The organism is Pseudoalteromonas sp. SG43-7, assembly GCF_014164295.1.
Lineage (GTDB): Bacteria > Pseudomonadota > Gammaproteobacteria > Enterobacterales > Alteromonadaceae > Pseudoalteromonas > Pseudoalteromonas rhizosphaerae.
In genome coordinates this window covers 104,162-130,256 of the sequence record NZ_JACJEY010000003.1, presented here as the reverse complement: position 1 = coordinate 130,256, position 26,095 = coordinate 104,162, and the positions used below count along the sequence as shown (strand labels likewise).

Below are 26,095 nucleotides of genomic sequence, written 5' to 3'. Positions count from 1 at the left end.
AATTAGTTGTTACGCGCTTGCATCAAATCGATGAAGTGGTCAAATAATGGGGCTGCATCGTGTGGACCTGGGCTTGCTTCAGGGTGACCTTGGAAGCTAAAAGCAGGTTTGTCGGTGCGGTGAATACCTTGCAACGTTCCGTCAAATAACGATTTATGCGTAGCACGAAGGTTATCTGGTAACGTTGTTTCATCGGCAGCAAAACCATGGTTTTGCGCAGTGATCATTACTACGTTACGGTCTAAATCTTTCACTGGGTGGTTACCACCGTGATGACCAAACTTCATTTTCACTGTTTTTGCACCCGAGGCAAGGGCTAACAATTGGTGACCTAAACAGATACCAAAAATAGGAATTTCAGTTTCTAAAAAGGCTTTAATTGCTTCAATGGCGTAAGTACACGGTTCAGGATCGCCCGGGCCATTCGATAAGAAGATACCATCTGGGTTAAGTGCTAACACGTCAGCTGCCGAGGTTTGTGCAGGTACAACGGTTAATTTACAACCACGGTCTACAAGCATACGGAGAATATTACGCTTCACACCGAAATCATAAGCAACAACGTGAAACTTTTCATCGGCTGCGTTTAGAGTTTTGAACCCTGCGCCTAATGTCCAGCTTGATTCACGCCACTCGAAATTTTCCTTGGTTGATACTACTTTCGCTAAATCCATACCTTTTAAGCCTGGGAAGGCTTGCGCAGCTGCGAGCGCTTGGTTTTCATCTAATTCGTCACCTGCAATAATACAACCGTTTTGAGCGCCTTTATCGCGCAAAATACGGGTAAGCTTACGGGTGTCGATGTCTGCAATACCTAAGATATTACGTTCTTTTAAGTAATCATCTAACGATTGCTCGTTACGGAAATTACTTGCTAGCAGTGGCAAATCACGGATCACTAGGCCTTTAGCCCAAATGTGACTCGCTTCTTCGTCTTCGCTGTTAGTACCCGTATTACCTATGTGTGGGTACGTCAAAGTTACGATTTGTTCCGCGTATGAAGGGTCAGTCAGAATTTCCTGATAACCAGTCATTGATGTATTGAATACTACTTCACCGACAGACATGCCGTCAGCGCCGATTGCAGTACCGCGAAACACTGTGCCGTCTTCTAGAACTAACAGAGCGGATTTAGTCAAGTTAACCTCCTAACAGTAAAAAACGGGAGTAAAGTCATTTGCTTTACTACCCGTTTATAGCGATTGGAAACACGCAATTATGAATTTTTGGCAAATTAGCGCTATTTTATAGTAATTTGCCTTTTAGGTCTAACCCTATTTCAATAATCAGTAAAAATAAGCCCTATAAGCCAAAAAAGCCACCAAACACCCAAAAAAGTAACTAAACTACTTCAAGTCGAGGACATCTTGCATATCATAAAGTCCTGCAGGCTTATTTTTCAACCAGCCCGCAGCTCTTACTGCGCCTAATGCAAAGGTCATTCGAGAACTTGCTTTATGAGTTAATTCAAGCCTTTCGCCAGAAGTTGCGAAATATGCGGTATGTTCACCAACTATATCTCCGCCTCGGAGCACCGAATAACCAATTTCATTTTGCGATTTCTCTGTTTCTACTCGGCTGCGATCAAATACCGCAACCTCATCATGCACCCACCCTTTTGCATCGGCAATTGCTTCACCAATGGCAAGTGCAGTGCCTGATGGCGCATCGATTTTATGGCGATGATGCGCTTCAAAAATTTCGATATCTAAATCATCACCGAATTTAGTGGCGGCGGTTTGCACTAAATTCAACAGTAAATTTACGCCTACGCTGTAATTTCGCGCAAACACAATTGGAATTTGCTTGGCAGCCGTTTGTAACGCCAGCATATCGCCGTCATTTAAACCGGTGGTGCCAATCACCATCGGGATATTTTGTGCAACGGCTGTTTTTAAATGCTCACGCATACCCGCTGGGAGCGTAAAATCAATCAGTACGTCGGTATTGTCAACGTTGCGTTCATCACTAAAATTAATTGTCGCAGGTGCTGCGCTATTTAATTGATTAACGGCAATATTTAATAAGGGAGAACTGCTGCGTACATAGGCTGCACTAAGCTCGGTATGATTATTTTTGTGAGCGGCTTCAATTAATGCCAAGCCCATTCTTCCGTTTGCGCCAAATACGCCTATTCGATTCATATTAATAACCTATGCATTTTTTGAGTTGGCTAGATTTTATCTAAAACTCGTGTAATAGTCAGGTAAGCCTTTTAAAAAATAATAATAACAGATACCCATAGACTTTAGCCATCTATACATTTAAACTTCTTTCTTTGCGCCGATTTGGTCTTTGGCTTGCGGGCGCTGTTGAGGTACTTATCATTGTGGTAGGTATGACAACTAAATTCAGCTAAAAGAGGGATGTTTTGGCTGTGTTAGTTGTGCAAGAAGTTATCTAACGAGGAATATGATGCAGCCATCATTTAATAAAACAACAGCAAAACTATCTTTGCTCCCCCTATTAACCTTTGTGGCCTTATTTTTAGGTGCGGGTTTATACCTGCAATCACAAGGGGTCGATTACGCTTTTTATCAGCTCCCTGCCCCTGTTGCTATTTTACCGGCGATTATGCTGGCGTTTATGTTAAATAAAAACACCATTAACCACAGTGTAGAAACCTTTATAAAAGGTGCCGGTCACAACAACATCATTACCATGTGCTTAATTTATTTACTTGCTGGGGCATTTTCTGCCGTCGCAGGTGCAACAGGCGGCGTGGATGCGGTTGTTAACGCCGGTTTATCACTTATTCCACCGGCATTACTTTTACCGGGCTTATTTTTAATTGCAGCGGTAGTATCTACGGCCATGGGTACTTCAATGGGCACTATCGGGGCGATTGGCCCGATTGCGTATGCGGTCTCTATTAAAACCGGTATTGATCCAGCATTAATGGCCGGTACGATTGTGTCAGGTGCGATGTTTGGCGATAACTTATCAATTATTTCTGATACCACCATTGCTGCAACGCGTACCCAAGGCTGTGAGATGAAAGATAAATTCCGTGAGAATTTAAAAATCGCATTGCCAGCAGCTATCCTCACTATTGGTTTATTATTCTTTTTAACTCCTGCGGCTCAAGCAGTAGAAACTAAAGATTACGATATTCTATTAGTACTACCTTATGCATTTATTTTAGTACTAGCGGTGATGGGCTTTAATGTATTTGTGGTGCTGTTCAGCGGTATTATATTTGCGGCACTGATGGGCTTTACTGGCAGTTATGAAGGAGCCAGCTTTGTAAAAGACATTTATAAGGGCTTTACTGATATGCAAGAAATATTCTTGCTGTCGATGTTTATTGGTGGCTTATCAGAGTTTATTCGTATTAACGGTGGCCTTGACTATATCGCGCAAAAGATTCAAGCCATTACTAAAGTCATTGCAAAATGGCACCGAAAAGTGGCAGATCAACTTGGTATTGCCGCGTTAGTTATGACCAGCAACGTATGTATAGCGAATAATACCGTGTCGATTATTGTTGCCGGTCCTATCGCCAAAAAACTTGCCGATGATGGTGAGATCAGCGCTAAGCGTTCAGCAAGCTTACTGGATATTTTCGCCTGTGTTACGCAAGGATCTCTCCCTTATGGTGCACAAGCGTTACTACTTGGCGCAACATTTAAAATTAGCCCGTGGCAAGTATCAACCTCATCTTACTACTGCTTTATATTGGCATTTACTGCTATAGCTGTAATTTGCCTACGCCGAAATAAGGCATAAATACTTAAGCAGATGCGCTCACGTTTGGGCGTATCTGCTATACTTTGCACTTTACTCCCCATTAAACATATAGTTATGAATATAAAATCAACATTATCTTTATTCGCCCTTTGTGCAGTTAGTACATCTAGCTTTGCTGCAAATTGGAGCACAACGCAACTACATTTAAACTACGGCGATTTTAAAAACCCATTTACTGAACAAGAAGCAGGTACATCAATCGCTTCACTGCAACACGCCTCTGGCTATGACTATGGTGATAACTTTTTCTTCATAGATTACATTAATGATAATGTTGATGATGGCTATCAAGACCGTGACTTTTATGGCGAATGGTATTCAACTTTTAGCCTTTCTAAAATAACCGGTAATGACTTTTCGTTTGGCGCTATTGCTGACGTTGGATTAACAGCGGGCTTTAACGCCGCAGGTGATGCTAAGGTATTGAAGTATTTACCCGGTGTTAAAGTAAATTGGCAAGCGAAAGGATTTAGTTTTTTATCAACCCTAGTTACGGCCTATATAGATGATAACGAGGGTGTTGCGCGTGGTGGCGCGCCTATTGAAACTAACAGCTGGATGCTAGATGTTGCATGGGGTTACCCGTTTTCGATTGGTTCACAAAAATTTAATATAACTGGCCATGTTGAATATATTGCTGAGCGCGAAAATGAATTTGGTGAAGATGTTAAGGCGTGGATCTTAGCGCAGCCTATTATTACTTGGGACTTGGGTAATGCCATCAGCATGAAAGAAAACACCTTACTACTTGGCCTTGAGTGGCAATATTGGCACAATAAGCTAGGGACCGATACCACTGAGTCGGTACCGCAATTTCATGTTGAGTGGACGTTTTAGCGAGTTAGCGAGTTAGCGAGTTAGCGATAATAATAAAGCGCGATATTAATTGTATTGCGCTTTTTTTACTTACCATGAACACAGATCACGTTAGCTTTATTTCATAAACACCCAAACGCTGCTGTTGCTGATTAGCAAGGAAGATTGATGTCTCTTTTTGATAATATTTAAATTGTGCGCCCGCGCGTTGCACAACCTTTATACTCGCTAAGTTTTCCTCTAAACAACAAAACTCAATCACTTTTGCATGACTATTATTTTTTATATAAGGCACTATTTTAGTAAGCACTTGATTCATGGCTCTTTGCCCGCGTGCAAAATCAGCTAACCAATAACCGCATTCAGCACCTTTACTGTCAGGATCAATGTGTTTAATACCAAATACACCGCTTAAGCGATCCTCTATATATACCGCAAACCACTGAGAACCGGCTTTACCGCTGTGTAGTCGTTCATATATATAACGTTTAGTTGAATTAACATCTATTACGTCATCCACCCAAGGTAAAAATTGACTCAGATTTTCCCGACTATCGGCGATAACTTGGTAAAGTTCAACTGCGTGACTAATATCTAATGGCTTTAAAGTTATTGAATCTGAAATCACCAGTTCCATTTAGTCAGCCTCAACTACTTTTGCTAAACGCATATGTAGCAGCGGAAACGGCTTTCCTTGACCATCTAATTCAGAGCGCCCTATTTGCTCAAACCCTCTACTTAAATAAAAACCATGGGCTTTAGGGTTTTGCTCGTTAACATCAACATGAGTTGCCGCTAAATTATCAATCGCGTAATTAATTAATAACGTGCCAACCCCCTTCGCAAAGAAAGTCGGCTCAACAAACAGCATTTCAATATTGCCGCCAGCAACGCCAATAAACCCAATTATTTTTCCACTGTTGTCTTTACAACAAAAAAGACTAACAGCATCAAAATAATGTGCCAAAATCAATGGTTTCAGTTCATCTATGTGTTGTTGGGTTAAAAAGTCATGGGTATGAGAAACGCAAGCTTCCCAGATCTCAATTAAAGAGGCGTAATCTTTTTGCTCGGCGGATTTAATAAGCATTGTTAGTTCCTTTGAATATTAAAATAACCATCATCAGTTTTGCAAAAATATTGTAGCGGAGTTGGGCAACAGCTCCGAGGCTAAATCAACAAAAAGCAGCGTAAACGCTGCTTTTATAGTACTTACATTTTAGTCTCTAACTTTGCGTTAAATAAAACGCTTAATAATAAAATCAACTTTGACACGCTTAGCTTGCCCCAGCAATTTTTTAACCGCTGGCGGGTAATCGTCCATGGTTTCTAAATCTTCGGCACCGTTTAAACGACGACAGTGTTGTAATATCTCGGCTCTTTCATTGTCGATTGCTGGCATGAGACTTTGCTCAGGATCTTCTAATAAAATGCCATTTTCGATATCTAATCCCCAGGCACGAGGATTTAAATTATGGCCACTCAATAAATGATATTTACGATCAGCACAAATACCTTTCAAATGAAATGAGTTACTTTCATGCTGCCACAAATACACATTTAAATTACCGTTAATAATATGGCGCTTTTGCGATTTTAAAAATTTATGCAAAATCGTTTCATACAAGTATGGCAAAGCCCCTATTTTACTAAATGGTTCACTTGGTGGCAGGTAAAAATCATTCGCCGTTTTATCGCCTACTACGATTGTTACTTGCTTGCCCTGTTTTAGTAAGCGGCGCAAGGAACGCATTAACGGTGCAGGAAAATTAAAGTATGGGGTATACAGCACTAACTCTTGCTCGGTGGCATCAAATAAGGATTTGATCACACGATTAAGCTCGTTATTACGTCGTCCCAGTCCTAAAAATAGTCGCACGCCAAGTGCTTGCTCATTTTGCTCCACACTGTGAGCGTAGTTAGCTTGCTTTAATGAACGCATCAATTGTTTTTGTGCGATTTTAATATCATTAAACTTTGTTAAAGGCCGCACATCAATGCGTGGAACGGCTTCAGAACTCAACAATTCATGTTCAATAAAGTCAATCACAGAATCACATAGTGAGGCCTGCTCGACTAAAAAATAGCGATCTAACCGGTAGCGCTCTTGATACTGCAAATACACATTATTTAAACTCGCACCGCTGTAAAGCAGCGTATCATCAATTACAAAACCTTTTAAATGCAGCACCCCAAAAAGTTCTTTTGCTTTTACTGGTACGCCAAAAATTTGTACATTTGATTGATATTTTTCTTGATATTCACAATATAAACTGGCGTTACCATCTGACTTTGCCGCACCAATTAAACCGCGTTGGGCACGATGAAAGTCAACCAACACTTTTACATCTAATGCGGGGTTTGCTAATGAAGCCTGATGTAACGCTGCTAACACTTCACGCCCTGCTTCATCATCTTGCAGATAAAGTGTCGTAATATAAATACGTGTTTTTGCCTGCGCAATCAGTGCTAGTAAATGCGTGCGATATTCTTGTGCATTGGTTAAGACGTTAACGTCTTTTGAAGTCAACCCGTACGCGGGTTTTTCCTGCCAAAATAACATAATTGCCTATTCACTTAGGTCACCCTTAATCAGGGTCACAAATCAAAATTAGTTAAAACATATCAAAAAAACACAGCTTGGTCATGAATTAACGTCGCATGCTGAGTTAATACTGAATTAATAGCTCAGATATCATACAAATCGTACACTTATCATGATTCTAGTACACAATATTTGACAGCTTTGTGATTTAGAAAAAAAAATAATCGCCGCTTTTATTTACTTCCCTCTTGTTTCTCTTAAAATCGAGCGCATTAATACGCTATTAAACGTTTAGGATATAAAAACATGAGTGAAGTAAAACATTGTAAGTTGCTAATTTTAGGATCTGGACCTGCGGGTTACACTGCAGCAGTTTACGCAGCACGCGCAAATTTAAACCCGGTATTGATCACCGGTATGCAACAAGGCGGTCAACTTACAACAACGACTGAAGTTGAAAACTGGCCGGGCGATGCTCACGGTTTAACAGGTCCAGCATTAATGGATCGTATGAAAGAGCATGCCGAGCGTTTTGAAACTGAAATTGTCTTTGATCACATACACACTGTTGATGTATCTAAGCGCCCTTTCACGCTAACTGGCGACCAAGGTACTTACACGTGTGATGCGCTGATCATTGCAACGGGTGCATCTGCTAAGTACTTGGGCCTAGAGTCTGAAACTAACTTCCAAGGCCGTGGTGTGTCTGCCTGTGCAACCTGTGATGGTTTTTTCTATAAAGGTCAAAAAGTTGCGGTTGTTGGTGGTGGTAATACTGCGGTTGAAGAAGCGCTTTATTTATCGAACATTGCTGATGAAGTACATGTAATTCACCGTCGTGATAGCTTTCGCAGTGAAAAAATCTTAGCCGATCGCCTCGCTGAAAAAGCAGCAAACGGTAACGTAGTCATGCATTATAACCGTACGCTTGATGAAGTACTGGGCGACCAAATGGGTGTTACCGGTGTTCGTATCAAGGATGCAAACTCAGAAGCCACTGAAGAAATTGATTTAGCGGGCGTATTTATTGCAATTGGTCATAAACCAAATACTGATATGTTTGTTGGCCAACTTGAAATGAAAGACGGCTACTTAGTGGTTGAGTCAGGCCTAAACGGCAATGCAACACAAACAAGTGTACCAGGTGTTTTTGCTGCAGGTGATGTGTCTGATCATATCTACCGTCAAGCAATCACTTCTGCTGGTACTGGCTGTATGGCAGCACTTGATGCTGAGCGTTTCTTAGATAACCTATAAGTTTACACAACATATAGTAAGGGCTGAATTTTCAGCCCTTTTTTTGTGGCCCAAAATTATAAAGGCTCATCCAACACCGAAAAGTACTCATTGCAGTCGCATCAACATTCACCACACTTATACTCGGAATCAATCATATTTATACAATTAATGGCTTAGGTGCGATAGGATCTAAGTTCGAGCAATGAATATCGTCAAAGTATAGTAAGTAAAACTAGCTATAATTATAGTTAGGCAGAAAAGCTTTATTCATTTAGGCATTACTAGAGACTGTAAAATCAGTTAAAATGCTTAACTTCATATCAAGTAAAATACCGAGAGTTTTCTATGAGTTTGTATACAAAATATATGGAAGAAATCCAAACCCGTAAAACGGAGCTTGGATTAAACCCACAACCAATCGATAGCGCTGAACTAGTATCAGAAATCATTAATCAAATTAAAGATACTAATAACGAGCACCGTAAAGATTCACTGCATTTCTTTATCTTTAATACATTACCAGGAACAACCAGTGCTGCGGGCGTTAAAGCACAGTTTCTAAAAGAAATTATTTTGGGTGAAGAGCAAGTTGCAGAGATCACTCCAGAATTCGCATTTGAACTGCTTTCACACATGAAAGGCGGCCCGTCAATTGAAATGCTAATTGATTTAGTATTTGCTGATGACGCAACAATCGCAGCACAAGCGGCTGAAGTACTTAAGACTCAAGTATTCTTATACGATGCAGATATGGCTCGCATAAAAGCGGCATACGAAGCAGGCAATGCTATTGCTAAAGAGTTACTAGAGAGTTTCGCACAAGCTGAATTCTTCACAAAATTACCTGACATCGAAGAAAAAATCGATGTAGTAACCTATATTGCCGGTGAAGGCGACATCTCAACTGATTTACTATCTCCAGGTAACCAAGCACATTCACGTGCTGACCGTGAATTACACGGTAAATGCATGATCACTGAAGAAGCACAGCAAGAAATTGTTGCACTTCAAAAGAAACACCCTAACGCTAAAGTAATGCTTATTGCTGAAAAAGGCACGATGGGCGTTGGTTCATCTCGTATGTCTGGTGTGAATAACGTAGCACTTTGGGCGGGTAAACAAGCAAGCCCATACGTTCCTTTCATCAACATTGCCCCTGTTGTTGCAGGTACTAATGGTATTGCGCCAATCTTCTTAACAACCGTTGATGTAACTGGCGGTATTGGTCTTGACCTTAAAAACTGGGTTAAAAAAGTAGACGCAAACGGCAATACAGTGACTGATGACAATGGTGATGCAGTGCTTGAAGAAGCGTACTCTGTTGCTACCGGTACTGTGTTAACAATTAATACTAAAGAGAAAAAGCTTTATAACGGTGATAAAGAACTTGTTGATATTTCGTCAGCATTCACACCGCAAAAAGTTGAATTCATGAGAGCCGGTGGTTCTTACGCTGTTGTATTCGGTAAAAAACTACAAACGTTTGCTGCTGAAACACTCGGCATTGAAACTCCACTTGTGTATGCACCTTCAAAAGAAATTTCACATGAAGGCCAAGGCTTAACAGCGGTTGAAAAAATCTTTAACCGTAATGCAGTAGGTGTACTATCTGATACACCACTTCATGCAGGCTCAAATGTTCGCGTTAAAGTGAACATCGTTGGTTCGCAAGATACAACCGGCCCAATGACAGCACAAGAATTAGAAGCCATGGCTGCTTCTACGATTTCACCTCTTGTTGATGGTGCATATCAGTCTGGTTGTCACACTGCATCTGTATGGGATAGCAAAGCGCAAGCAAACATTCCTAAACTAATGGCGTTCATGAATAAGTTTGGTTTGATCACTGCACGTGACCCGAAAGGCGTTTATCATGCAATGACTGACGTTATTCACAAAGTATTGAACGACATTACTATTGATGACCGCGCAATCATCATCGGTGGTGACTCGCATACACGTATGTCTAAAGGTGTTGCCTTTGGTGCCGACTCGGGTACGGTTGCTGTTGCACTTGCAACGGGTGAATCAGCGATGCCAATTCCTGATTCAGTTAAAGTGACGTTTAAAGGCAAAATGGCTAAGCACATGGATTTCCGCGACGTTGTACATGCAACGCAAGCGCAAATGCTTAAGCAATTTGGTGGCGAAAACGTGTTCCAAGGTCGCATCATTGAAGTGCATATTGGTACTCTTATGGCTGACCAAGCGTTTACCTTCACTGACTGGACTGCAGAGATGAAAGCGAAAGCATCAATCTGTATTTCAAATGATGAAACGTTAATTAAGTCAATTGAACTTGCTAAGTCACGTATCCAAATCATGATCAACAAAGGGATGGATAACGAGGCGCAAACGCTACAAGGTCTAATCGACTTAGCTGATAAGCGTATTGCAGGTATTCAATCTGGTGAAGAGCCAGCACTTTCTCCAGACGATAATGCTAAATACCACGCAGAAGTTGTGGTTGATTTAGACCAAATCGTTGAGCCAATGATTGCCGATCCAGATGTAAATAACGATGATGTTTCTAAGCGTTATACTCACGATGTGATCCGCCCTGTTTCTTTTTACAACGACAAACCTGTTGATTTAGCTTTTGTTGGTTCGTGTATGGTGCACAAAGGCGATATGAAAATTATTGCTCACATGCTACGTAACCTTGAGAAGAAAAACGGTTCTATCTCATTCAAAGCGCCATTGGTCGTTGCGCCACCAACATATAACATTGTTGATGAGCTTAAAGCGGAAGGCGATTGGGATATCCTTGCTAAATACGCAGGGTTTGAATTTGACGATGCAAAACCAAAAACGGCTGCACGTACTAAGTATGAAAATATCTTATACCTAGAACGCCCTGGTTGTAACCTATGTATGGGTAACCAAGAAAAAGCTGAACCTGGTGACACTGTTATCGCAACGTCAACACGTCTGTTCCAAGGCCGTGTAGTAGCTGATACATCTGAGAAAAAAGGTGAGTCACTACTGGGTTCAACGCCAGTTGTAGTACTTTCTTCTGTTCTTGGTCGTTTCCCGACTATCGAAGAGTATAAGTCTGCAGTTGAAGGTATTGACCTTACATCGTTTGTACCTGTTGAAGAAGCGATGACAACTAAGTTCAACGCAGGTCAAGCAGTACCCGTAAAAGTGGTTAGCTAATTCGATTAGTTAATGGTTCAATTAAGCGCGTTTTTTAACGCGCTTTTTTTATGCCTACAATTTGCCTATCATAAGTAAGCGCTGTACGAGGGGATGGATAACACAATAATTTGTGGTTTGTGAATTTAAAGCAACAGGTTACACTTTATCTTGATCATTCAGTTATTCAATCGGTGTTATGACTAAACAACTTTATCAACTCGCTAAAAGCCACTTTGCTTTTCCTGATCCCACCCATGCATTAGATGATCCAGATGGTTTACTTGCCATTGGTGGATGCTTATCTGTAACGCGATTAAAAAATGCCTATCGCTACGGTATTTTTCCATGGTTTAGTGAATACGAGCCAATTATGTGGTGGTCGCCAAGTATGCGCGGCATCATTGAACTCAATGAATTTCATATTAGCCGAAGCTTACGCAAGCATCTGAAAAAAAATCCGGTTAAAGTGACTATTAATACCGAATTTACTCAGGTGATTGAAGCCTGTCGCCAACAACGCTTAGAAACAGATGGCACCTGGATCACAAAAAAAATGCTCAACGCTTATAAAGATGCACATAAAGCAGGCTTAGCGCATAGTTTAGAAATCTGGTCAGACGACAAACTTGTTGGTGGCTTGTACGGTATTATGCAGCATGGCGTATTTTGCGGCGAATCAATGTTCCATCATCAAGCTAATTGTTCAAAATTAGCCATGTGGGCATTGGTCAATTGGTTGAAACGTCACCATGCGCATTTTATTGACTGTCAGCTTGAGAATCCTTATTTAGTCACTTTAGGTGAAAAAGTGCTACCGCGCTCAGAATTTTTAACTAAACTAAAACAAGCAGAAGAGTTTATTATTCCAACAACAATGTGGCAACCTCAGGAGCTTATCGCTATTTATGACTGAACACTTACCTGCTCGTTTAGGTTTAAGCCAACAATTTGATTGTAGCTACCTAGCCGATCGCCAAGAGCAATTATTAGTCATTTTGGATCCAAGTTGTTATACCCCGGGCAAATTTGAGCAATTACTGGCCCTCGGTTTTCGCCGTAGTGGTGACCAAATTTACCGACCACACTGCCCTGTTTGCAGCGCATGTAAGTCTGTGCGTGTATTAGCTAAGGCATTTTTACCGACAAAATCACAAAAACGTAAACTTAATAAAGCAAAAAATGCCTTTTGCGTGAAATACTCAGACCAACAACGCCCTGAATACTTTCCGTTATACAGTAAATACATTACCGAGCGTCACCAAGACGGTTCTATGTACCCACCAGAACAAAGTCAGTTTAACAGCTTTATATTTTGTCACTGGTTACCAATTACTTTTATTGAATTATGGGACCAAGAGAAACTGGTTGCAGTGGCGGTAACTGATTGTATGCACAACGCTGTTTCTGCTATTTACACTTTTTTTGATCCTGATTATGAGCACTTCAGTGTGGGCACAATTATGATTTTAGAGCAGCTCAAATTCGCCAAACAATACGATAAAGAATTTGTCTATTTAGGTTATCAAATTGATGAATGTGCAAAAATGCGTTACAAAACCCAATTTTTACCTGCCCAAAATAGGGTTGCAGACCAGTGGCTGGCTATTTAATTTACAAAAATGCCTACTGCGGCTTTACTTATTGGTGTATTTTCGGCAGAATCTGCATCGTTTAACTATTAAAGAGGTGTTACGCTAAACATGGCGAAAGAAGACGTAATCGAAATGCAAGGGACGGTCCTTGATACTTTACCAAATACAATGTTCCGAGTTGAGCTTGAAAATGGTCACGTAGTTGTGGCTCACATTTCAGGTAAAATGCGTAAAAACTATATCCGCATTTTAACCGGCGATAAAGTTACCGTAGAAATGACCCCATACGATTTATCAAAAGGTCGCATCGTATTCCGTGCTCGCTAAGTTAGTGCGTTAACGAAATATCAAGTTTTTAGCTAAGTTGTCTGAGTAACTTAGTTACTTTCTACATTAGCTTGAAGCGTTTATTAAATGTAATTGATAGCTAAACTAACAATTACATTTAATAAACAAAAAGCCCAGCAATTGCTGGGCTTTTTGTTTTCTATTTAACGCTGCAATTATGCAGGTGTTAAATTCGTTTCATAATCAAAACGCAATTTTTTATCTTTGATAGACACTTTCACTGTGCCACCGTCGATAAGTTGCCCAAATAAGATCTCGTTTGCCAGCGGCTTTTTCAATTGCTCTTGGATCACGCGGCCCATTGGACGTGCGCCCATAGCTTTATCGTAGCCTTTATCTGCCAACCATTCCCGCGCTTTATTAGTAAGCTCAAGATTAACTGACTTTTTATCCAGCTGCGCTTGTAACTCAACAATAAATTTATCAACAACCAGTAAAGTTACATCACGATCAAGGTGGTTAAACCAAATGATGTTATCTAGGCGGTTTCTAAATTCTGGCGAAAATACTTTATTGATTTCGCTCATCGCATCATGAGAATGATCTTGATCAGTAAAGCCTATTGATTTACGTACTGTTTCTTGTACGCCCGCATTAGTAGTCATCACCACCACAACGTTTCTAAAGTCAGCTTTACGGCCGTTATTATCGGTCAGCGTGCCATGATCCATCACTTGCAGTAAGATATTGTAAATATCTGAGTGAGCTTTCTCAATCTCATCCAGTAATACAACCGAATGTGGATTTTTAATCACAGCCTCAGTTAACAAACCACCTTGTTCAAAACCAACGTAGCCTGGAGGCGCACCAATTAAACGGCTTACCGCGTGGCGCTCAACATACTCAGACATATCAAAACGGATAAACTCAACACCCATACATTTTGCAAGCTGTTTAGTTACCTCCGTTTTACCTACACCCGTTGGTCCTGCAAACAAAAACGAACCGACTGGTTTATCTTCATTTGATAAGCCTGAACGTGATAAGCGAATGGCCGAGGTTAGTGCATCGATTGATTGATCTTGGCCAAATACCAACATCTTCAAGTTACGATCAAGATTTTTAAGAGTCTCTTTATCGCTTGATGACACACTTTGCTGCGGAATACGCGCCATTTTTGCCACGATCAATTCGATATCTGTCACACCAATGGTTTTTTTACGTTTAGAGATCGGTTGTAATCGTTGGCTAGCACCCGCTTCATCAATAACATCAATGGCTTTATCAGGTAAGTGACGCTCATTAATGTACTTAGCACTGAGCTCTGCCGCCGCTTTTAACGCTTTTTGCGTATAGCGAATGCCATGATGCTCTTCGTAACGTTCTTTTAAACCATTAAGTATTTTAGTGGTATCAGCGACACTTGGTTCAAGTACATCAATTTTCTGAAAACGGCGCACTAACGCACGGTCTTTTTCAAAGATATTTTTATACTCGTTATAGGTAGTTGAGCCCATACAACGTAACTTACCGCTCGAAAGCAGTGGTTTAAGCAGGTTAGATGCGTCCATAACGCCACCAGAGGCTGCGCCGGCACCAATTATGGTATGGATCTCATCAATAAACAAAATAGCGCCTGGTTTCGCCTGAAGCTCTTTTAGTAATGCTTTAAAGCGCTTTTCAAAATCACCTCGGTATTTAGTACCTGCAAGTAATGCCCCCATATCTAACGAGTACACCACAGCATCGGCAATCACTTCGGGTACTTGTTCATGCACTATGCGATACGCTAGACCTTCAGCAATAGCGGTTTTACCTACCCCAGCTTCGCCAACTAATAACGGATTATTCTTTTTACGACGACACAGTACTTGCACCGTGCGTTCTACTTCACTATCACGGCCCACCAATGGGTCGATATTCCCTTCACGGGCGAGTACATTCAAATTAGACGTGAAGTTTTCTAATTTACTTGGCTCTTCGCCTTGAACGGCTTGTACTTCTTCATGGATGTCATCAGCATCTTCACCGCCCATGTCATCGTCTGCTTTAGAGATACCATGAGATATAAAGTTCACAATATCTAGTCGCGAAATATCAGCTTTTTTCAGCAAGTAAACCGCTTGGCTTTCTTGTTCTGAAAAAATGGCAACCAGCACATTGACGCCTGTTACTTCGTTTTTACCCGATGATTGCACATGAAATACTGCGCGTTGCAATACCCGCTGAAAACCAAGTGTTGGTTGAGTTTCACGTTCTTCTTCTAAATCAGGAATGACTGGAGTGGTCTCATTAATAAACTCTGATAGCTCAGCTTTTAATGCTGCCATATCAATCCCGCAGGCGTGTAGCGCTTCTCCAGCCGATGGATTATCAAGTAGGGCAAGTAATAGGTGCTCTACAGTCATAAATTCATGGCGACGTGTACGCGCTTCGCGAAACGCCGCGTTTAAAGTTAGTTCTAAATCTTTGTTTAGCATTAGCAACCCCTTACTGAGATAATATTTTTATACCGTTGTGATGGGTATTTTGATCACCCTACCTTGGTATTATTCCTGCTCACAACTACATAGCAGTGGATGCTCGTTATCTCGTGCATAACGGTTTACTTGTTCAACTTTGGTATACGCTACATCTGCGGTATAAACACCGCAAATTGCGCGACCATTTTGATGAACTTGCAGCATCACATCTGTTGCTCTATCGCTATCCATATTAAAAAACGTCGTTAGTACTTCTATCACAAAGTCCATTGGCGTGTAATCATCATTATTTAAAATGACTTTGTATTTTCGCGGTGGTTGCAGTTTTTGCTTCTCACTATCGCGAACCGTATCTAAAACACCTGAATCTTTCATGCCACTCATAATTAAATATAGTCTTGTCTTTGGAACTCAAGCAAACTTGAATAAAAAATAAATTAAATGTTAAAAAAATAGTTTAAAACACTTGACTGATCGGCGAAATAAACTACAGTCAATTGTAGATTGATTAAACCTTAGTCAGTCTATCAAACTATACGGTTTAGAATAACTAAATTAGTCAACTTATAGAAGGATGTAGAAGTATGGCTTGTGGTAAAGTCAAATGGTTCAATAATGCCAAAGGTTTTGGTTTCATCGTAGAAGACGGCTGCGAGAATGATATATTCGCCCATTACTCAACGATTGTAATGGACGGTTATAAAACACTTAAAGCTGGTCAAGATGTAACATTCGAATTGCAGCAAGGCCCTAAAGGCATGCATGCGACTAATATAGCGCCTAACGAAGAGTTAGTGTAGTTGTTTAGACGTTCGACTAAAGCGAGCGACCTGTAAAGATCCTCGCTTAATTCCTCTAAATTTATTTAATCCCAACTAAATTGTACATTCAGATTCAAAGCTGGCATTTTTAATCTATTAGAAATTAAACGTACAGAATGAACAAAAACTGTCCTTCCTCTTGAAATTCTTTTTTAATACCCCCATGTTATACCCAAACCACCTCAAGATGCAGAATCCAGCGTTTCACAGGGGCTTAATATCAAGGCGTTACTTTGCAACAATGGCAGTCCCTTTTAAGAAGTAACAACGATGAGAGTAAGTGCCTGTGAAACGCCCAACGGGTTGGTTTAAAAGCGATTTATACTGCGTTATTGATTTTAACAATAGAACCACTATTATTTGCAATCAATGCCTTGCCTAAATCGCTTTTAATTCCAACTGAAACTCGCATCTTGAGATGGTTTGGGTATATATTTGTTATTAGCCCTTTGTTGCCAAGCTTGTTACACTCTTAGGTGCTTAAAAGCAGCCTCAAAAGGCCCTTTAAACACTAATAATTAGGCTAATGGCTAATTTACTTAGTTTATAAATAACATAAAATTAAATACAGTTCGTCAGGTGTGATTATTTAATCAACAGTATTAACACCTAACTGACTGATCATTGTCACGTCGTGCACGCATGATGGCGATGATATTTCTTTGCATTGTTGAATATGGCTCTTACGCCTACTATCTAGGAATGATGATGACATCAAAAATTATCTACACTAAAACAGACGAAGCTCCGGCACTAGCAACATACTCTTTGCTGCCGATCATCCAAGCATACACTAATGCCGCAGGCGTTGAAGTTGAAACACGTGACATCTCTTTAGCGGGTCGTGTTATTGCTAACTTTTCTGAGTATTTAACTGAAGAACAACGTATTGGTGATGCGCTTGCTGAATTAGGCGAGCTGGCTAAAAAACCTGAAGCAAACATCATTAAATTACCAAATATCAGTGCATCAGTTCCACAATTACGTGCTGTTATCAAAGAATTACAAGCAAAAGGTTACGCACTGCCAGACTACCCTGCTGAACCTAAAACAGATGAAGAAAAAGCAATTCAAGCAACGTACGACAAAATCAAAGGTAGTGCTGTAAACCCAGTATTACGTGAAGGTAACTCTGATCGTCGTGCTCCTGGCTCTGTAAAAGAATATGCACGTAACAACCCACATTCAATGGGTGCATGGAGCAAAGATTCTGCTTCAAATGTTGCGAGCATGAGCGAAGGCGATTTCTTTGGCTCTGAGCAATCAGTAACACTCGATACTGCTACTGATGTACGTATTGAGCACGTTGCTGAAAATGGCGACGTATCTGTTCTTAAAGCAAGCACGCCATTACTTGCTGGTGAAGTGATTGACGCATCTTCAATCAGTATTACGAAACTACAAGCTTTCTTAGCGGCTGAAATCGATGCTGCAAAAGAAAAAGGCATTCTGTTTTCATTACATATGAAAGCAACCATGATGAAAGTATCTGATCCAATCATCTTTGGTCATGCGGTAAAAGTATTCTATAAAGACGTTTTTGCTAAGCACGGCGCTTTATTTGCTGAGCTAGGTGTTGATGTTAATAATGGTCTTGGTGATGTTTACGCTAAAATCCAAACATTAGACGATGCTAAACGCGCTGAAATCGAAGCTGATATTGACGCTGTATACGCTACACGCCCTGCAATTGCGATGGTTGATTCTGATCGTGGTATCACTAACTTACACGTACCAAGTGATGTGATTATCGATGCGTCTATGCCTGCTGCAATTCGTTCAAGCGGTCAAATGTGGAACAGTGAAGGTAAATTACAAGATACTAGCTTTGTCATTCCTGATCGTTGTTACTCTGGTGTTTATCAAGCAACAATTGATTTCTGTAAAGAACACGGTGCATTTGATCCAACCACTATGGGTAGCGTTCCTAACGTTGGCCTAATGGCACAAAAAGCTGAAGAATATGGTTCACACGACAAAACATTTGAAGCACCAGCAAATGGTGTGATCCGTGTTGTTGATAGTGCTGACAACGTATTGCTACAACACACTGTTGAGCAAGGCGATGTATGGCGCATGTGCCAAGTTAAAGATGCACCAATTCAAGATTGGGTAAAATTAGCTGTAAACCGTGCACGCGCTACCGGTAACCCTGCTATTTTCTGGCTTGACGAAAACCGTGCACACGATGCACAGTTAATCAAAAAAGTTAACGCATACTTGCCAGACCACGATACATCTGGCCTTGATATTCAAATACTTGCACCACTTGAAGCAACCTTATTCTCTCTTGCACGCATTAAAGATGGCCTAGATACTATTTCAGTAACAGGTAACGTATTACGTGATTACCTAACTGATTTATTCCCAATTCTTGAGCTTGGTACGAGTGCAAAAATGCTTTCAATCGTACCACTTATGAATGGCGGCGGTTTATTTGAAACTGGCGCGGGTGGTTCAGCACCGAAGCACGTTCAACAATTCGAAAAAGAAAACCACTTACGTTGGGATTCGTTAGGTGAGTTTTTAGCACTTGCGGCATCACTTGAGCACCTAGCTGTCAATACTGGTAACAACAAAGCACAAGTGCTAGCTGATACCCTTGATAAAGCAACAGGTACTTTCCTTGCTGAAAACAAATCACCGTCTCGTAAAGTGAAAGAAATTGATAACCGTGGTTCTCACTTCTTCCTATCTTTATTCTGGGCGCAAGAGCTTGCCAAGCAAAACGATGACAGTGAACTTAAAGCACAGTTCACACAAATCGCCAGTGATTTAGAAACCAACAAAGAACAAATCGTTAACGAACTTAACGATGCACAAGGCCCAGCTGTAAACATCGGTGGTTATTTCCAACCAAATGATGATGCAGCATTTAAAGCAATGCGCCCTAGCACAACATTTAACGATATATTAGCTAAACTAGTATAAGTATCGATTTAAATTTAAAAGGCGCTCACTGTTAAAGTGAGCGCCTTTTTTGTGGTTTTTAAATAATGTTTTATTTTTCACTGATACAAAAAGCAAAAAGGCCGCAAATGCAGCCTTTAAATTGTTCAAGTTACTAAGCTGAACGTAGTTACTTAGTATATGCGCGAGGCATATCTGAGTCAGTAGTATAACGCTTACGGAGTTTATCTTGGCGTGCTTCAGTTGAAACTTCTTCGCCGTTAATAAACATTTTAGTTACGTGACTAGTAAAATCAAATGGGTCATCGTTCCACATCACTAAGTCAGCAGCTTTACCTACCGCCACACTACCGGCATTAATTCCAAATACATCAGCAATATTCGCTGTTATCGCTTTTAATGCACCCGCTTGTGTCATGCCATAAGAAACCGCATTACCCGCGTCAAAACGCAATTGATAAACATTGTGACTGGCATCGCCTGCGATCGACAACAACACCTTTACGCCTGCTTTTTCGAGTTTGCCTGCATTATCTAAACTCGCATGTAGCGAATCAAAACTGCCTGGCAAGCTCTCCATAGAACTTACAATGACTGGAACATTTGCTTGCGCTAATTGCTCTTTTACAACCACGGCATCTTGTGCGCCTGCAATCACTAAATTAAGTGAAAACTGTTGTTTTACTTTGATTAGCTCAATAATATCTGCGGCGCGAGAAGCCGTTACTAATAGTGGCATTTCACCCGCTAATACTTTATCGAGCACTTTATCTTCAGTGCTTGGTACAGCATCGTCTTTTTTATCTTTTTTGCTGGCTTTTTGTTGATGTGCTGCTAACTTATCAATCACGTTTTTCAGCGACATTGCGCGCGAGCCTTTGCTTTTCTCACCTAAATTAACTACCAGCGCGACTTGCGTTTGCTTAACACTGTCAAACTCACCGCTTAAATCAACTACGCTGGCAAGGCCTGCAAAAATACTTTCTCCGCCATGAGGGGTGATCACATCACGGGTGATGCCACCTTTACGTGCATACGGGATCAAGCTTGAGTGAGCATTAAATGCTAGGCTTGGATCAAAATCGATCCCCGCTTTATCATCGCCAGCATCGCGAGAGCCAGCAACAGCGCCCACTTCAACTAGACCTAACTGATTCATGCTGCCAATAAAGCCAGCTGTAACAATTTGCCCTTTGGCATCAATAATCGTATCAGCTTCGACTGTTGCAGGATTAATAGCAATAATTTTGCCTTCATCCATGATGATGCTAGCGCCTTGTAAAATACCTTGCTCAGTTGAGGTATGAACAGTGGCGTTGATGATCGCGACTGATTGGGCGTTCACCGCAGTACTTGCTAACAAACCAGCAGCAACTAGCGAGAGTGAAAATGAATGTGTTAATTTTGTCATCCTAGTTACTCCTTATTTTTGACCTAACATAAAATCGCTTTGTGCTTGGAATGTATCATCGTAGCGATCATACACTTTCGCACCATCAACAAATACTTGCTCAGCTTTAGCATAAACACTAAACGGACTTTGATTCCAAATTACCACATCAGCCTGTTTGCCAGCTTCGAGTGAACCGGTTTTATCAGCTATACCTAGCGATTTTGCAGCATTCGAAGTGATCCATTTAATTGCGTGCTGTTCTGAAATATTAAACCCATTATCGTTAGCGCGGTACATTACTTTACCGGCTTCTTGATTCAAGCGCTGGATAGTGGTGTCAGAGTCTGAATGAACAACAGCACAAGAATTTTTAACCGCATCAACAATCGCTACGTTCTCTTGTACCATGTCGTAAGCTTCCATTTTAAAGCCCCACCAATCAGGCCAAAGCGCAGCACATGAGCCGTTATCTGCAAGTAAATCAGCAATTTTGTATGCTTCAATACCGTGATGGAAAGTACCCACGTGATAACCAAACTCTTTTGAAAGGTCAATCATCATTGCCATTTCTTCTGCTTTGTAACAATGATTGTGGATCCTAACTTCGCCTTCTAATACACCACGCAATGTATCGTATTTAATATCACGATGCGGCACCTCTGGATTTTTACCTGCTGCATAATCAGCATCGTATTTATCCCACGCGCGTTTATATTCAGCGGCGCCTATCCAAGCCTCACGATAACCGGCCATATTACCCATTCGTGTTGATGGTAATACTCCTTTACGCCCGTAAACACGCTTAGGGTTTTCACCACAGGCCATTTTTAAACCATACGGTGCGTCAGGGAACTTCATACCCTGCATCGTGTGCGATGGAACATTTTTTAAAGTAACCCCACGACCACCAAATAAATTAGCTGAGCCGGGTAAAATTTGTAATGCGGTAATACCGCCTTCACGCGCGCGGTTAAAGCCAGGGTCTTGCGGCCAAATTGAATGCTCAACCCACACTTCGGCAGTATTTGGGCTGGTCATTTCATTGCCGTCCTGATGAGATTCAACAGAAGGGCTTGGGTATGCTCCTAAATGTGAATGTACATCAATAAGCCCAGGTGTAACCCATTTACCTTGTGCATCAATAGTCAAATCAGCTTGTGCAGTTAGATCTTTACCGACTTGTTGCACTTTTCCGTCAACAAGTAATACATCGGCTTCTTCTAAACGCTCACCTGTACCTGTTAGTACTGTTGCATTGGTGATAAGCGTCGTGGTTGATTTAAGTACCTTATAGGTACTTGGATATGGATTTTTATTGATTGTTACTTTGTCGTCTTGTGGGCCGTTGTCTTGGCAGCCGGCAATCGCCACACCAAGTGCAACAACCAACAATGAAGGAGCAAATTTTTGCATCATATTAGTCTCTGTTGTTGTTTTTTTGTTACTTTATATAAACACACAACATAAAGCTAAAAAATCAGCTAGAGCTGCATTTATATAAGATGAATGTTATTTCTTAATATAATTGTTATACAGTTGCTCAAGTGCAGCTTCTGTTGTCAAACTTGGATCTTTACTAATAAAGTGCTTAACAGTTCGAGTTACGAAGTCTGAATTTTGTTTATGCAATTTTGAAAAATCCTTAATTAGGCAATCGCCATCTTTAGCGGCAGTCACTTTATCGTGACGATGACGATACTGACTCAAGGCTTTATTAAAATCACCTTGGTAGTCTTCTACTAAAATTTTATAAAAATCACTTTTTTGTACTTTTAATTCGCTAATACAATAATTTAAAGCTTCTTTAAAATCAGTAAAAATGGCGCCTTCGACATCAAACTCAGCCGTTTTTTCTCGCACTGTGACCTTGGCTTCTTCGGTTGCATAACTAAAACCACTAAACGCCAAGCGCTCTGCGGTTTCTTTTCCTAACGCCATACCCGCTTTAATGCTATGTGCAAACTCATCACTCATATCGCTAAGTTCATTCTCATGCCACATATTATAAACCCGCAGTGGTTTAGCATATTTGGCACCGAGTTTGTTTTTTAACTTAGTAAAGCGTTCATCAATCGTCATTAAGCGCTCGTTATGCAATATTGCATAGCATTCATAGCACGCTGGAATACTAATAAACTCAGCTTCTTCACCTAAATCAATAATGCTTTGTAGCATATGCAATGGCGGGCAATGATCGCGCTCAGTCGCTTCACAGCCACAATAAAAGCAACGGTTAAAATTATGCTGTTCACAGGCGTATGCTTGCTGATAATAACTCGCCAATGTTTTACTCACAGAGTCTCCTAATAGACAGGTATTTGATAATCAAGACGATCATAACAGGGTTGAAAAATATGTCAGTAATGCTGCACAACAAAGTGCAATGACTCTAAAGTAAATAGCATGTAAAACCTATGAAAGCAGATTGAAAAATAATTTGTTTGAAATATGTCAAAATACATACATCAAATCATTTATTATCAGATGGTTAGCTGTTATAAAACACATCCACACACGGTGTTACATCTTGTCGATTTTCATTTACAGCTTTATTTAAAAATAAAGCTAATATTTAACTCGTCAACAAGTAGACATACCAAACCACTGGAGACTGATGATGAATACTTTAACAACTGCACTTTGTACAACGTTACTTTTAAGCTCAGCAGCACTTACTACGACCAATACTGAAGCAGCACAATTTGTTGCAGCTGATAATAGCCCTGGCACTCAAGTTTGTATGGCTGTGAGCTCCAATAAACGTTTGCAACTTTATGCAACAATGAGAGACTTACGTATTAGCAAAACAACCGTAACCAATAAACTACGTTGTAACAACTTGAGTATCGCAAAATTTGCGGGAACTTACGGTTTTAATAAAACGGCAAAGTATCTAAACCTTGAAACGACAACGGGTACCTCAATTCAAGATTTAGCAAAACTAGATCAACAAACAATTATGATTGTTGCCGGTTCTAAGTAGTATGGCTAAGCAATATCAAATTTAAGCAGGCGAGTCGTTGGCCTGCTTAAAATTAATTTATATGATTGCAGCAATCAGGCCAAACAAACCACCGAATACCCCGCCCCATACAACTAACCAGCCTAAATGCTCACGGATCATGGTTTGTATAATATCTTTGACCATTTTTGGTGTCAGCTCGTCTAAACGCTCATCAACTAAGCCAGAAACCGTGTTAAACAACGAATCACTTGCGAGCCCTGATTGCGTTAATTTTTCATTCACCAAACTTTTAAACTCATCGGTTTCGCTCATATTAAGTAATGATCCACGCATTTTGTCAATAAATGCTTCGCGCATTGGCTCAACCGCGGCACTACCACCAAACATCGCTAACATGCTACCAAATTGGGAGTGCTCAATAACGTCAAGTAAGCTATCAAAAGCTGGATTTAAATCGACTTCATTGATCACTGGCTGTAGATCGACATTGATATTTTTGTTGCCTAACAATTGAGATATTTTTTGCTCTGAAAAGAACTCGGTTAAAATAAGATTTTTAATCGCCACTTTAAACCCCGCAAACTTCAGCTGGATCAAGCCCGACCCATATAACAAAGGTACTTTTTCAAATAACATATGCACTGCGAGTAAATTAGTCACTGCGCCTGAGAGTGCAAATAAGCCGATTGACAGTACAATTGCTTGGTCAAATAGAAAACCCGCCACCACTAAAATCCCGGCAATTACATTGGTAATAAGGCTTTTATTCATCATTCTCTCCACTTGGTTGTTGCATAAAGCTAAGCGCGCGCTTACAAAATATTAATTTTACTCTCAAGAGTTTGTTTATTTAACTACTTTTTGCCATAGTTTAACTATCTGTATAAAAGGTGAACAATGCTATGTGGAATACGGTTAACGAACAGATCAGCCAAGCTATGCATTTTGACTTTAAACACACTATAAAACGCCAACTGCAAAGCCCTAATAGCGATAAATTATTTCAACTCAGTGATGGTATACACCAGTATTTTGTTAAAGTAGCTCATCGTAGTGACTTAGAGCGATTTGAAAACGAAGCCCACAATTTACAACTGCTCACTAAAGAGAGCTTATTTATGGTGCCAGATTGTATCACTACAGGTGCTAATATTGAGTTTTCATTTATCGTTTTAGAATGGCTTGAACTTGACCAACAACCTCATACCAACTGGCATATTATGGGTAGCCACCTTGCAAGCCTGCATCTGAAACATCGCCAAGCCATGTTTGGTTTTGATCAGGATAATTTTATTGGCCCAACAACTCAGCCCAATCGCTGGCATAAAAAATGGAATATATTTTTTGCCGAAGAGCGCATTGGCTGGCAGCTCCAATTACTGCATGAAAAAGGCATTGATCTCGTTGACAAAGATTACTTTGTCGCCCTGATAAAAGATATGCTGCATAGTCATACCGTAAAGCCATCATTATTGCATGGCGATTTTTGGCGTGGCAACATGGGATTTATTCAATCAGTACCGAGTGTATTTGATCCGAGCTGCTATTATGGTGATCGGGAAGTTGATATTGCCATGAGCGAGCTGTTTGCTCCTTTACCTGACGCTTTTTACATCGCCTATAACAAGCATTACCCACTAACACAGGGCTATGAGCAACGTAAGTTAATTTACCAGCTTTACCCTATTTTAAATCATGCAAATATCTTTGCCGGCCACTATCTTACTGAAGCTAAACAAAAAATAGAACTACTACTGAAATAAGGTCGTTTTTATTGTCAAATAGATGTCATAAATGAATAAAGCAGACTATATTTAGGTATCGCTTAATGTTGAACAACCCCAGTAATGACAGGCGCTAGCGTTCAATTGTGGGGTGCATAACCATTTATCAGCAGCGATAAATAATTACCTTTTATTGCTCTGCTTTGTAAGGTTGAATCATTTATGAAAAACCAACTCTCACAACGGATCTGCTGCCCACATTGTGGCCATCATATTCATATTACCCTTGATGCTAGTGATGGCGATCAAGATTACTTCGAAGATTGCGCAGCATGCTGTAACCCTATCCATTTTAATATGCATATTGACTATGCTAACAGCAAGGTAGAGTTACATATAGACAGCGATGACGAACAAATATTTTAGCC

Annotated in this window: 23 protein-coding genes; 12 read left to right on the top strand and 11 right to left on the bottom strand. The window is 40.5% G+C overall.

Annotated features, from left to right (window positions below; all coding sequences use genetic code 11):
* Positions 1–2 precede the first annotated feature (2 nt).
* Both carA and dapB read right to left on the bottom strand, forming a co-directional pair.
* A complete protein-coding gene (gene carA / locus H5200_RS02190; RefSeq protein WP_145233083.1) occupies positions 3–1,139 on the bottom strand; it encodes a glutamine-hydrolyzing carbamoyl-phosphate synthase small subunit in 1,137 nt (378 codons plus the stop codon).
* A gap of 207 nt (positions 1,140–1,346) precedes the next feature.
* The gene (gene dapB, locus H5200_RS02185) at positions 1,347–2,144 is read right to left on the bottom strand and encodes a 4-hydroxy-tetrahydrodipicolinate reductase (RefSeq protein ID WP_182760827.1); all 798 of its coding nucleotides are present in this window, start codon (positions 2,142–2,144) and stop codon (positions 1,347–1,349) included.
* A gap of 271 nt (positions 2,145–2,415) precedes the next feature.
* On the opposite strand from dapB, the gene H5200_RS02180 reads away from it, so the two are divergent.
* Both H5200_RS02180 and H5200_RS02175 read left to right on the top strand, forming a co-directional pair.
* Positions 2,416–3,729: a Na+/H+ antiporter NhaC family protein gene (locus tag H5200_RS02180; RefSeq protein WP_182760855.1), complete on the top strand. Its 1,314-nt coding sequence runs from the start codon at positions 2,416–2,418 to the stop codon at positions 3,727–3,729.
* 75 nt (positions 3,730–3,804) lie between these two features.
* A complete protein-coding gene (locus tag H5200_RS02175; protein ID WP_182717364.1) occupies positions 3,805–4,587 on the top strand; it encodes a nucleoside-binding protein in 783 nt (260 codons plus the stop codon).
* Positions 4,588–4,672: 85 nt separating this feature from the next.
* On the opposite strand, the gene H5200_RS02170 is transcribed toward H5200_RS02175, so the two are convergent.
* The 3 genes from H5200_RS02170 to pssA all read right to left on the bottom strand — a co-directional run bounded on the left by H5200_RS02170 (position 4,673) and on the right by pssA (position 7,129).
* On the bottom strand, positions 4,673–5,203 hold the full coding sequence (locus tag H5200_RS02170) for a GNAT family N-acetyltransferase (RefSeq protein ID WP_182731288.1): 531 nt from the start codon (positions 5,201–5,203) through the stop codon (positions 4,673–4,675).
* Entirely contained in the window at positions 5,204–5,656 is a 453-nt protein-coding gene (locus H5200_RS02165; protein ID WP_182739768.1) for a GNAT family N-acetyltransferase, read from the bottom strand.
* A 147-nt stretch (positions 5,657–5,803) separates the two neighbouring features.
* Positions 5,804–7,129 carry a CDP-diacylglycerol--serine O-phosphatidyltransferase gene (pssA, locus tag H5200_RS02160; RefSeq protein WP_149982341.1) on the bottom strand — a complete coding sequence of 442 codons (1,326 nt, stop codon included), beginning with the start codon at positions 7,127–7,129 and terminating at the stop codon, positions 5,804–5,806.
* A gap of 288 nt (positions 7,130–7,417) precedes the next feature.
* Between pssA and trxB the strand changes: the two genes are divergently transcribed.
* The 5 genes from trxB to infA all read left to right on the top strand — a co-directional run bounded on the left by trxB (position 7,418) and on the right by infA (position 13,410).
* Positions 7,418–8,368 (top strand): thioredoxin-disulfide reductase, encoded by a 951-nt coding sequence (gene trxB, locus H5200_RS02155; protein WP_138562378.1) that lies wholly within the window; start codon positions 7,418–7,420, stop codon positions 8,366–8,368.
* 327 nt (positions 8,369–8,695) lie between these two features.
* On the top strand, positions 8,696–11,509 hold the full coding sequence (locus H5200_RS02150) for a bifunctional aconitate hydratase 2/2-methylisocitrate dehydratase (RefSeq protein WP_182717360.1): 2,814 nt from the start codon (positions 8,696–8,698) through the stop codon (positions 11,507–11,509).
* Between the two features lie 178 nt (positions 11,510–11,687).
* Positions 11,688–12,404: a leucyl/phenylalanyl-tRNA--protein transferase gene (aat, locus tag H5200_RS02145; RefSeq protein ID WP_182760826.1), complete on the top strand. Its 717-nt coding sequence runs from the start codon at positions 11,688–11,690 to the stop codon at positions 12,402–12,404.
* Positions 12,397–13,101: an arginyltransferase gene (locus H5200_RS02140; RefSeq protein ID WP_182717359.1), complete on the top strand. Its 705-nt coding sequence runs from the start codon at positions 12,397–12,399 to the stop codon at positions 13,099–13,101. The genes aat and H5200_RS02140 overlap by 8 nt, the downstream gene beginning before the upstream one ends.
* Before the next feature lie 90 nt (positions 13,102–13,191).
* Complete coding sequence (gene infA, locus H5200_RS02135) at positions 13,192–13,410, top strand: translation initiation factor IF-1 (RefSeq protein ID WP_002962494.1); 219 nt, start codon at positions 13,192–13,194, stop codon at positions 13,408–13,410.
* Between the two features lie 176 nt (positions 13,411–13,586).
* Here the strand turns inward: infA and clpA are convergent, their stop codons facing one another.
* Both clpA and clpS read right to left on the bottom strand, forming a co-directional pair.
* On the bottom strand, positions 13,587–15,851 hold the full coding sequence (gene clpA, locus H5200_RS02130; protein WP_182760825.1) for an ATP-dependent Clp protease ATP-binding subunit ClpA: 2,265 nt from the start codon (positions 15,849–15,851) through the stop codon (positions 13,587–13,589).
* 69 nt (positions 15,852–15,920) lie between these two features.
* Complete coding sequence (gene clpS / locus H5200_RS02125) at positions 15,921–16,229, bottom strand: ATP-dependent Clp protease adapter ClpS (RefSeq protein WP_179959204.1); 309 nt, start codon at positions 16,227–16,229, stop codon at positions 15,921–15,923.
* 209 nt (positions 16,230–16,438) lie between these two features.
* Between clpS and cspD the strand changes: the two genes are divergently transcribed.
* A complete protein-coding gene (gene cspD / locus H5200_RS02120; protein WP_054204685.1) occupies positions 16,439–16,654 on the top strand; it encodes a cold shock domain-containing protein CspD in 216 nt (71 codons plus the stop codon).
* 729 nt (positions 16,655–17,383) lie between these two features.
* Positions 17,384–19,606, top strand: coding sequence for an NADP-dependent isocitrate dehydrogenase (locus H5200_RS02115; protein WP_145233392.1), 2,223 nt, complete (start codon positions 17,384–17,386; stop codon positions 19,604–19,606).
* A 148-nt stretch (positions 19,607–19,754) separates the two neighbouring features.
* On the opposite strand, the gene H5200_RS02110 is transcribed toward H5200_RS02115, so the two are convergent.
* The 3 genes from H5200_RS02110 to H5200_RS02100 all read right to left on the bottom strand — a co-directional run bounded on the left by H5200_RS02110 (position 19,755) and on the right by H5200_RS02100 (position 23,273).
* Positions 19,755–20,996 carry an amidohydrolase family protein gene (locus tag H5200_RS02110; protein WP_182760824.1) on the bottom strand — a complete coding sequence of 414 codons (1,242 nt, stop codon included), beginning with the start codon at positions 20,994–20,996 and terminating at the stop codon, positions 19,755–19,757.
* A 12-nt stretch (positions 20,997–21,008) separates the two neighbouring features.
* Positions 21,009–22,391, bottom strand: coding sequence for an amidohydrolase (locus tag H5200_RS02105; RefSeq protein WP_182760854.1), 1,383 nt, complete (start codon positions 22,389–22,391; stop codon positions 21,009–21,011).
* A 96-nt stretch (positions 22,392–22,487) separates the two neighbouring features.
* Positions 22,488–23,273 carry a hypothetical protein gene (locus tag H5200_RS02100; protein ID WP_182760823.1) on the bottom strand — a complete coding sequence of 262 codons (786 nt, stop codon included), beginning with the start codon at positions 23,271–23,273 and terminating at the stop codon, positions 22,488–22,490.
* Positions 23,274–23,592: 319 nt separating this feature from the next.
* Between H5200_RS02100 and H5200_RS02095 the strand changes: the two genes are divergently transcribed.
* A complete protein-coding gene (locus H5200_RS02095) occupies positions 23,593–23,961 on the top strand; it encodes a DUF3718 domain-containing protein (protein ID WP_259399161.1) in 369 nt (122 codons plus the stop codon).
* Between the two features lie 57 nt (positions 23,962–24,018).
* Here the strand turns inward: H5200_RS02095 and H5200_RS02090 are convergent, their stop codons facing one another.
* Positions 24,019–24,714: a DUF445 domain-containing protein gene (locus H5200_RS02090; protein WP_182760852.1), complete on the bottom strand. Its 696-nt coding sequence runs from the start codon at positions 24,712–24,714 to the stop codon at positions 24,019–24,021.
* Positions 24,715–24,845: 131 nt separating this feature from the next.
* Between H5200_RS02090 and H5200_RS02085 the strand changes: the two genes are divergently transcribed.
* Both H5200_RS02085 and H5200_RS02080 read left to right on the top strand, forming a co-directional pair.
* Positions 24,846–25,706, top strand: a complete 861-nt coding sequence (locus H5200_RS02085; protein ID WP_182760822.1) for a fructosamine kinase family protein — start codon at positions 24,846–24,848, stop codon at positions 25,704–25,706.
* Positions 25,707–25,889: 183 nt separating this feature from the next.
* Positions 25,890–26,093, top strand: coding sequence for a CPXCG motif-containing cysteine-rich protein (locus tag H5200_RS02080; RefSeq protein WP_145233067.1), 204 nt, complete (start codon positions 25,890–25,892; stop codon positions 26,091–26,093).
* The last annotated feature ends 2 nt before the right edge of the window (positions 26,094–26,095 follow it).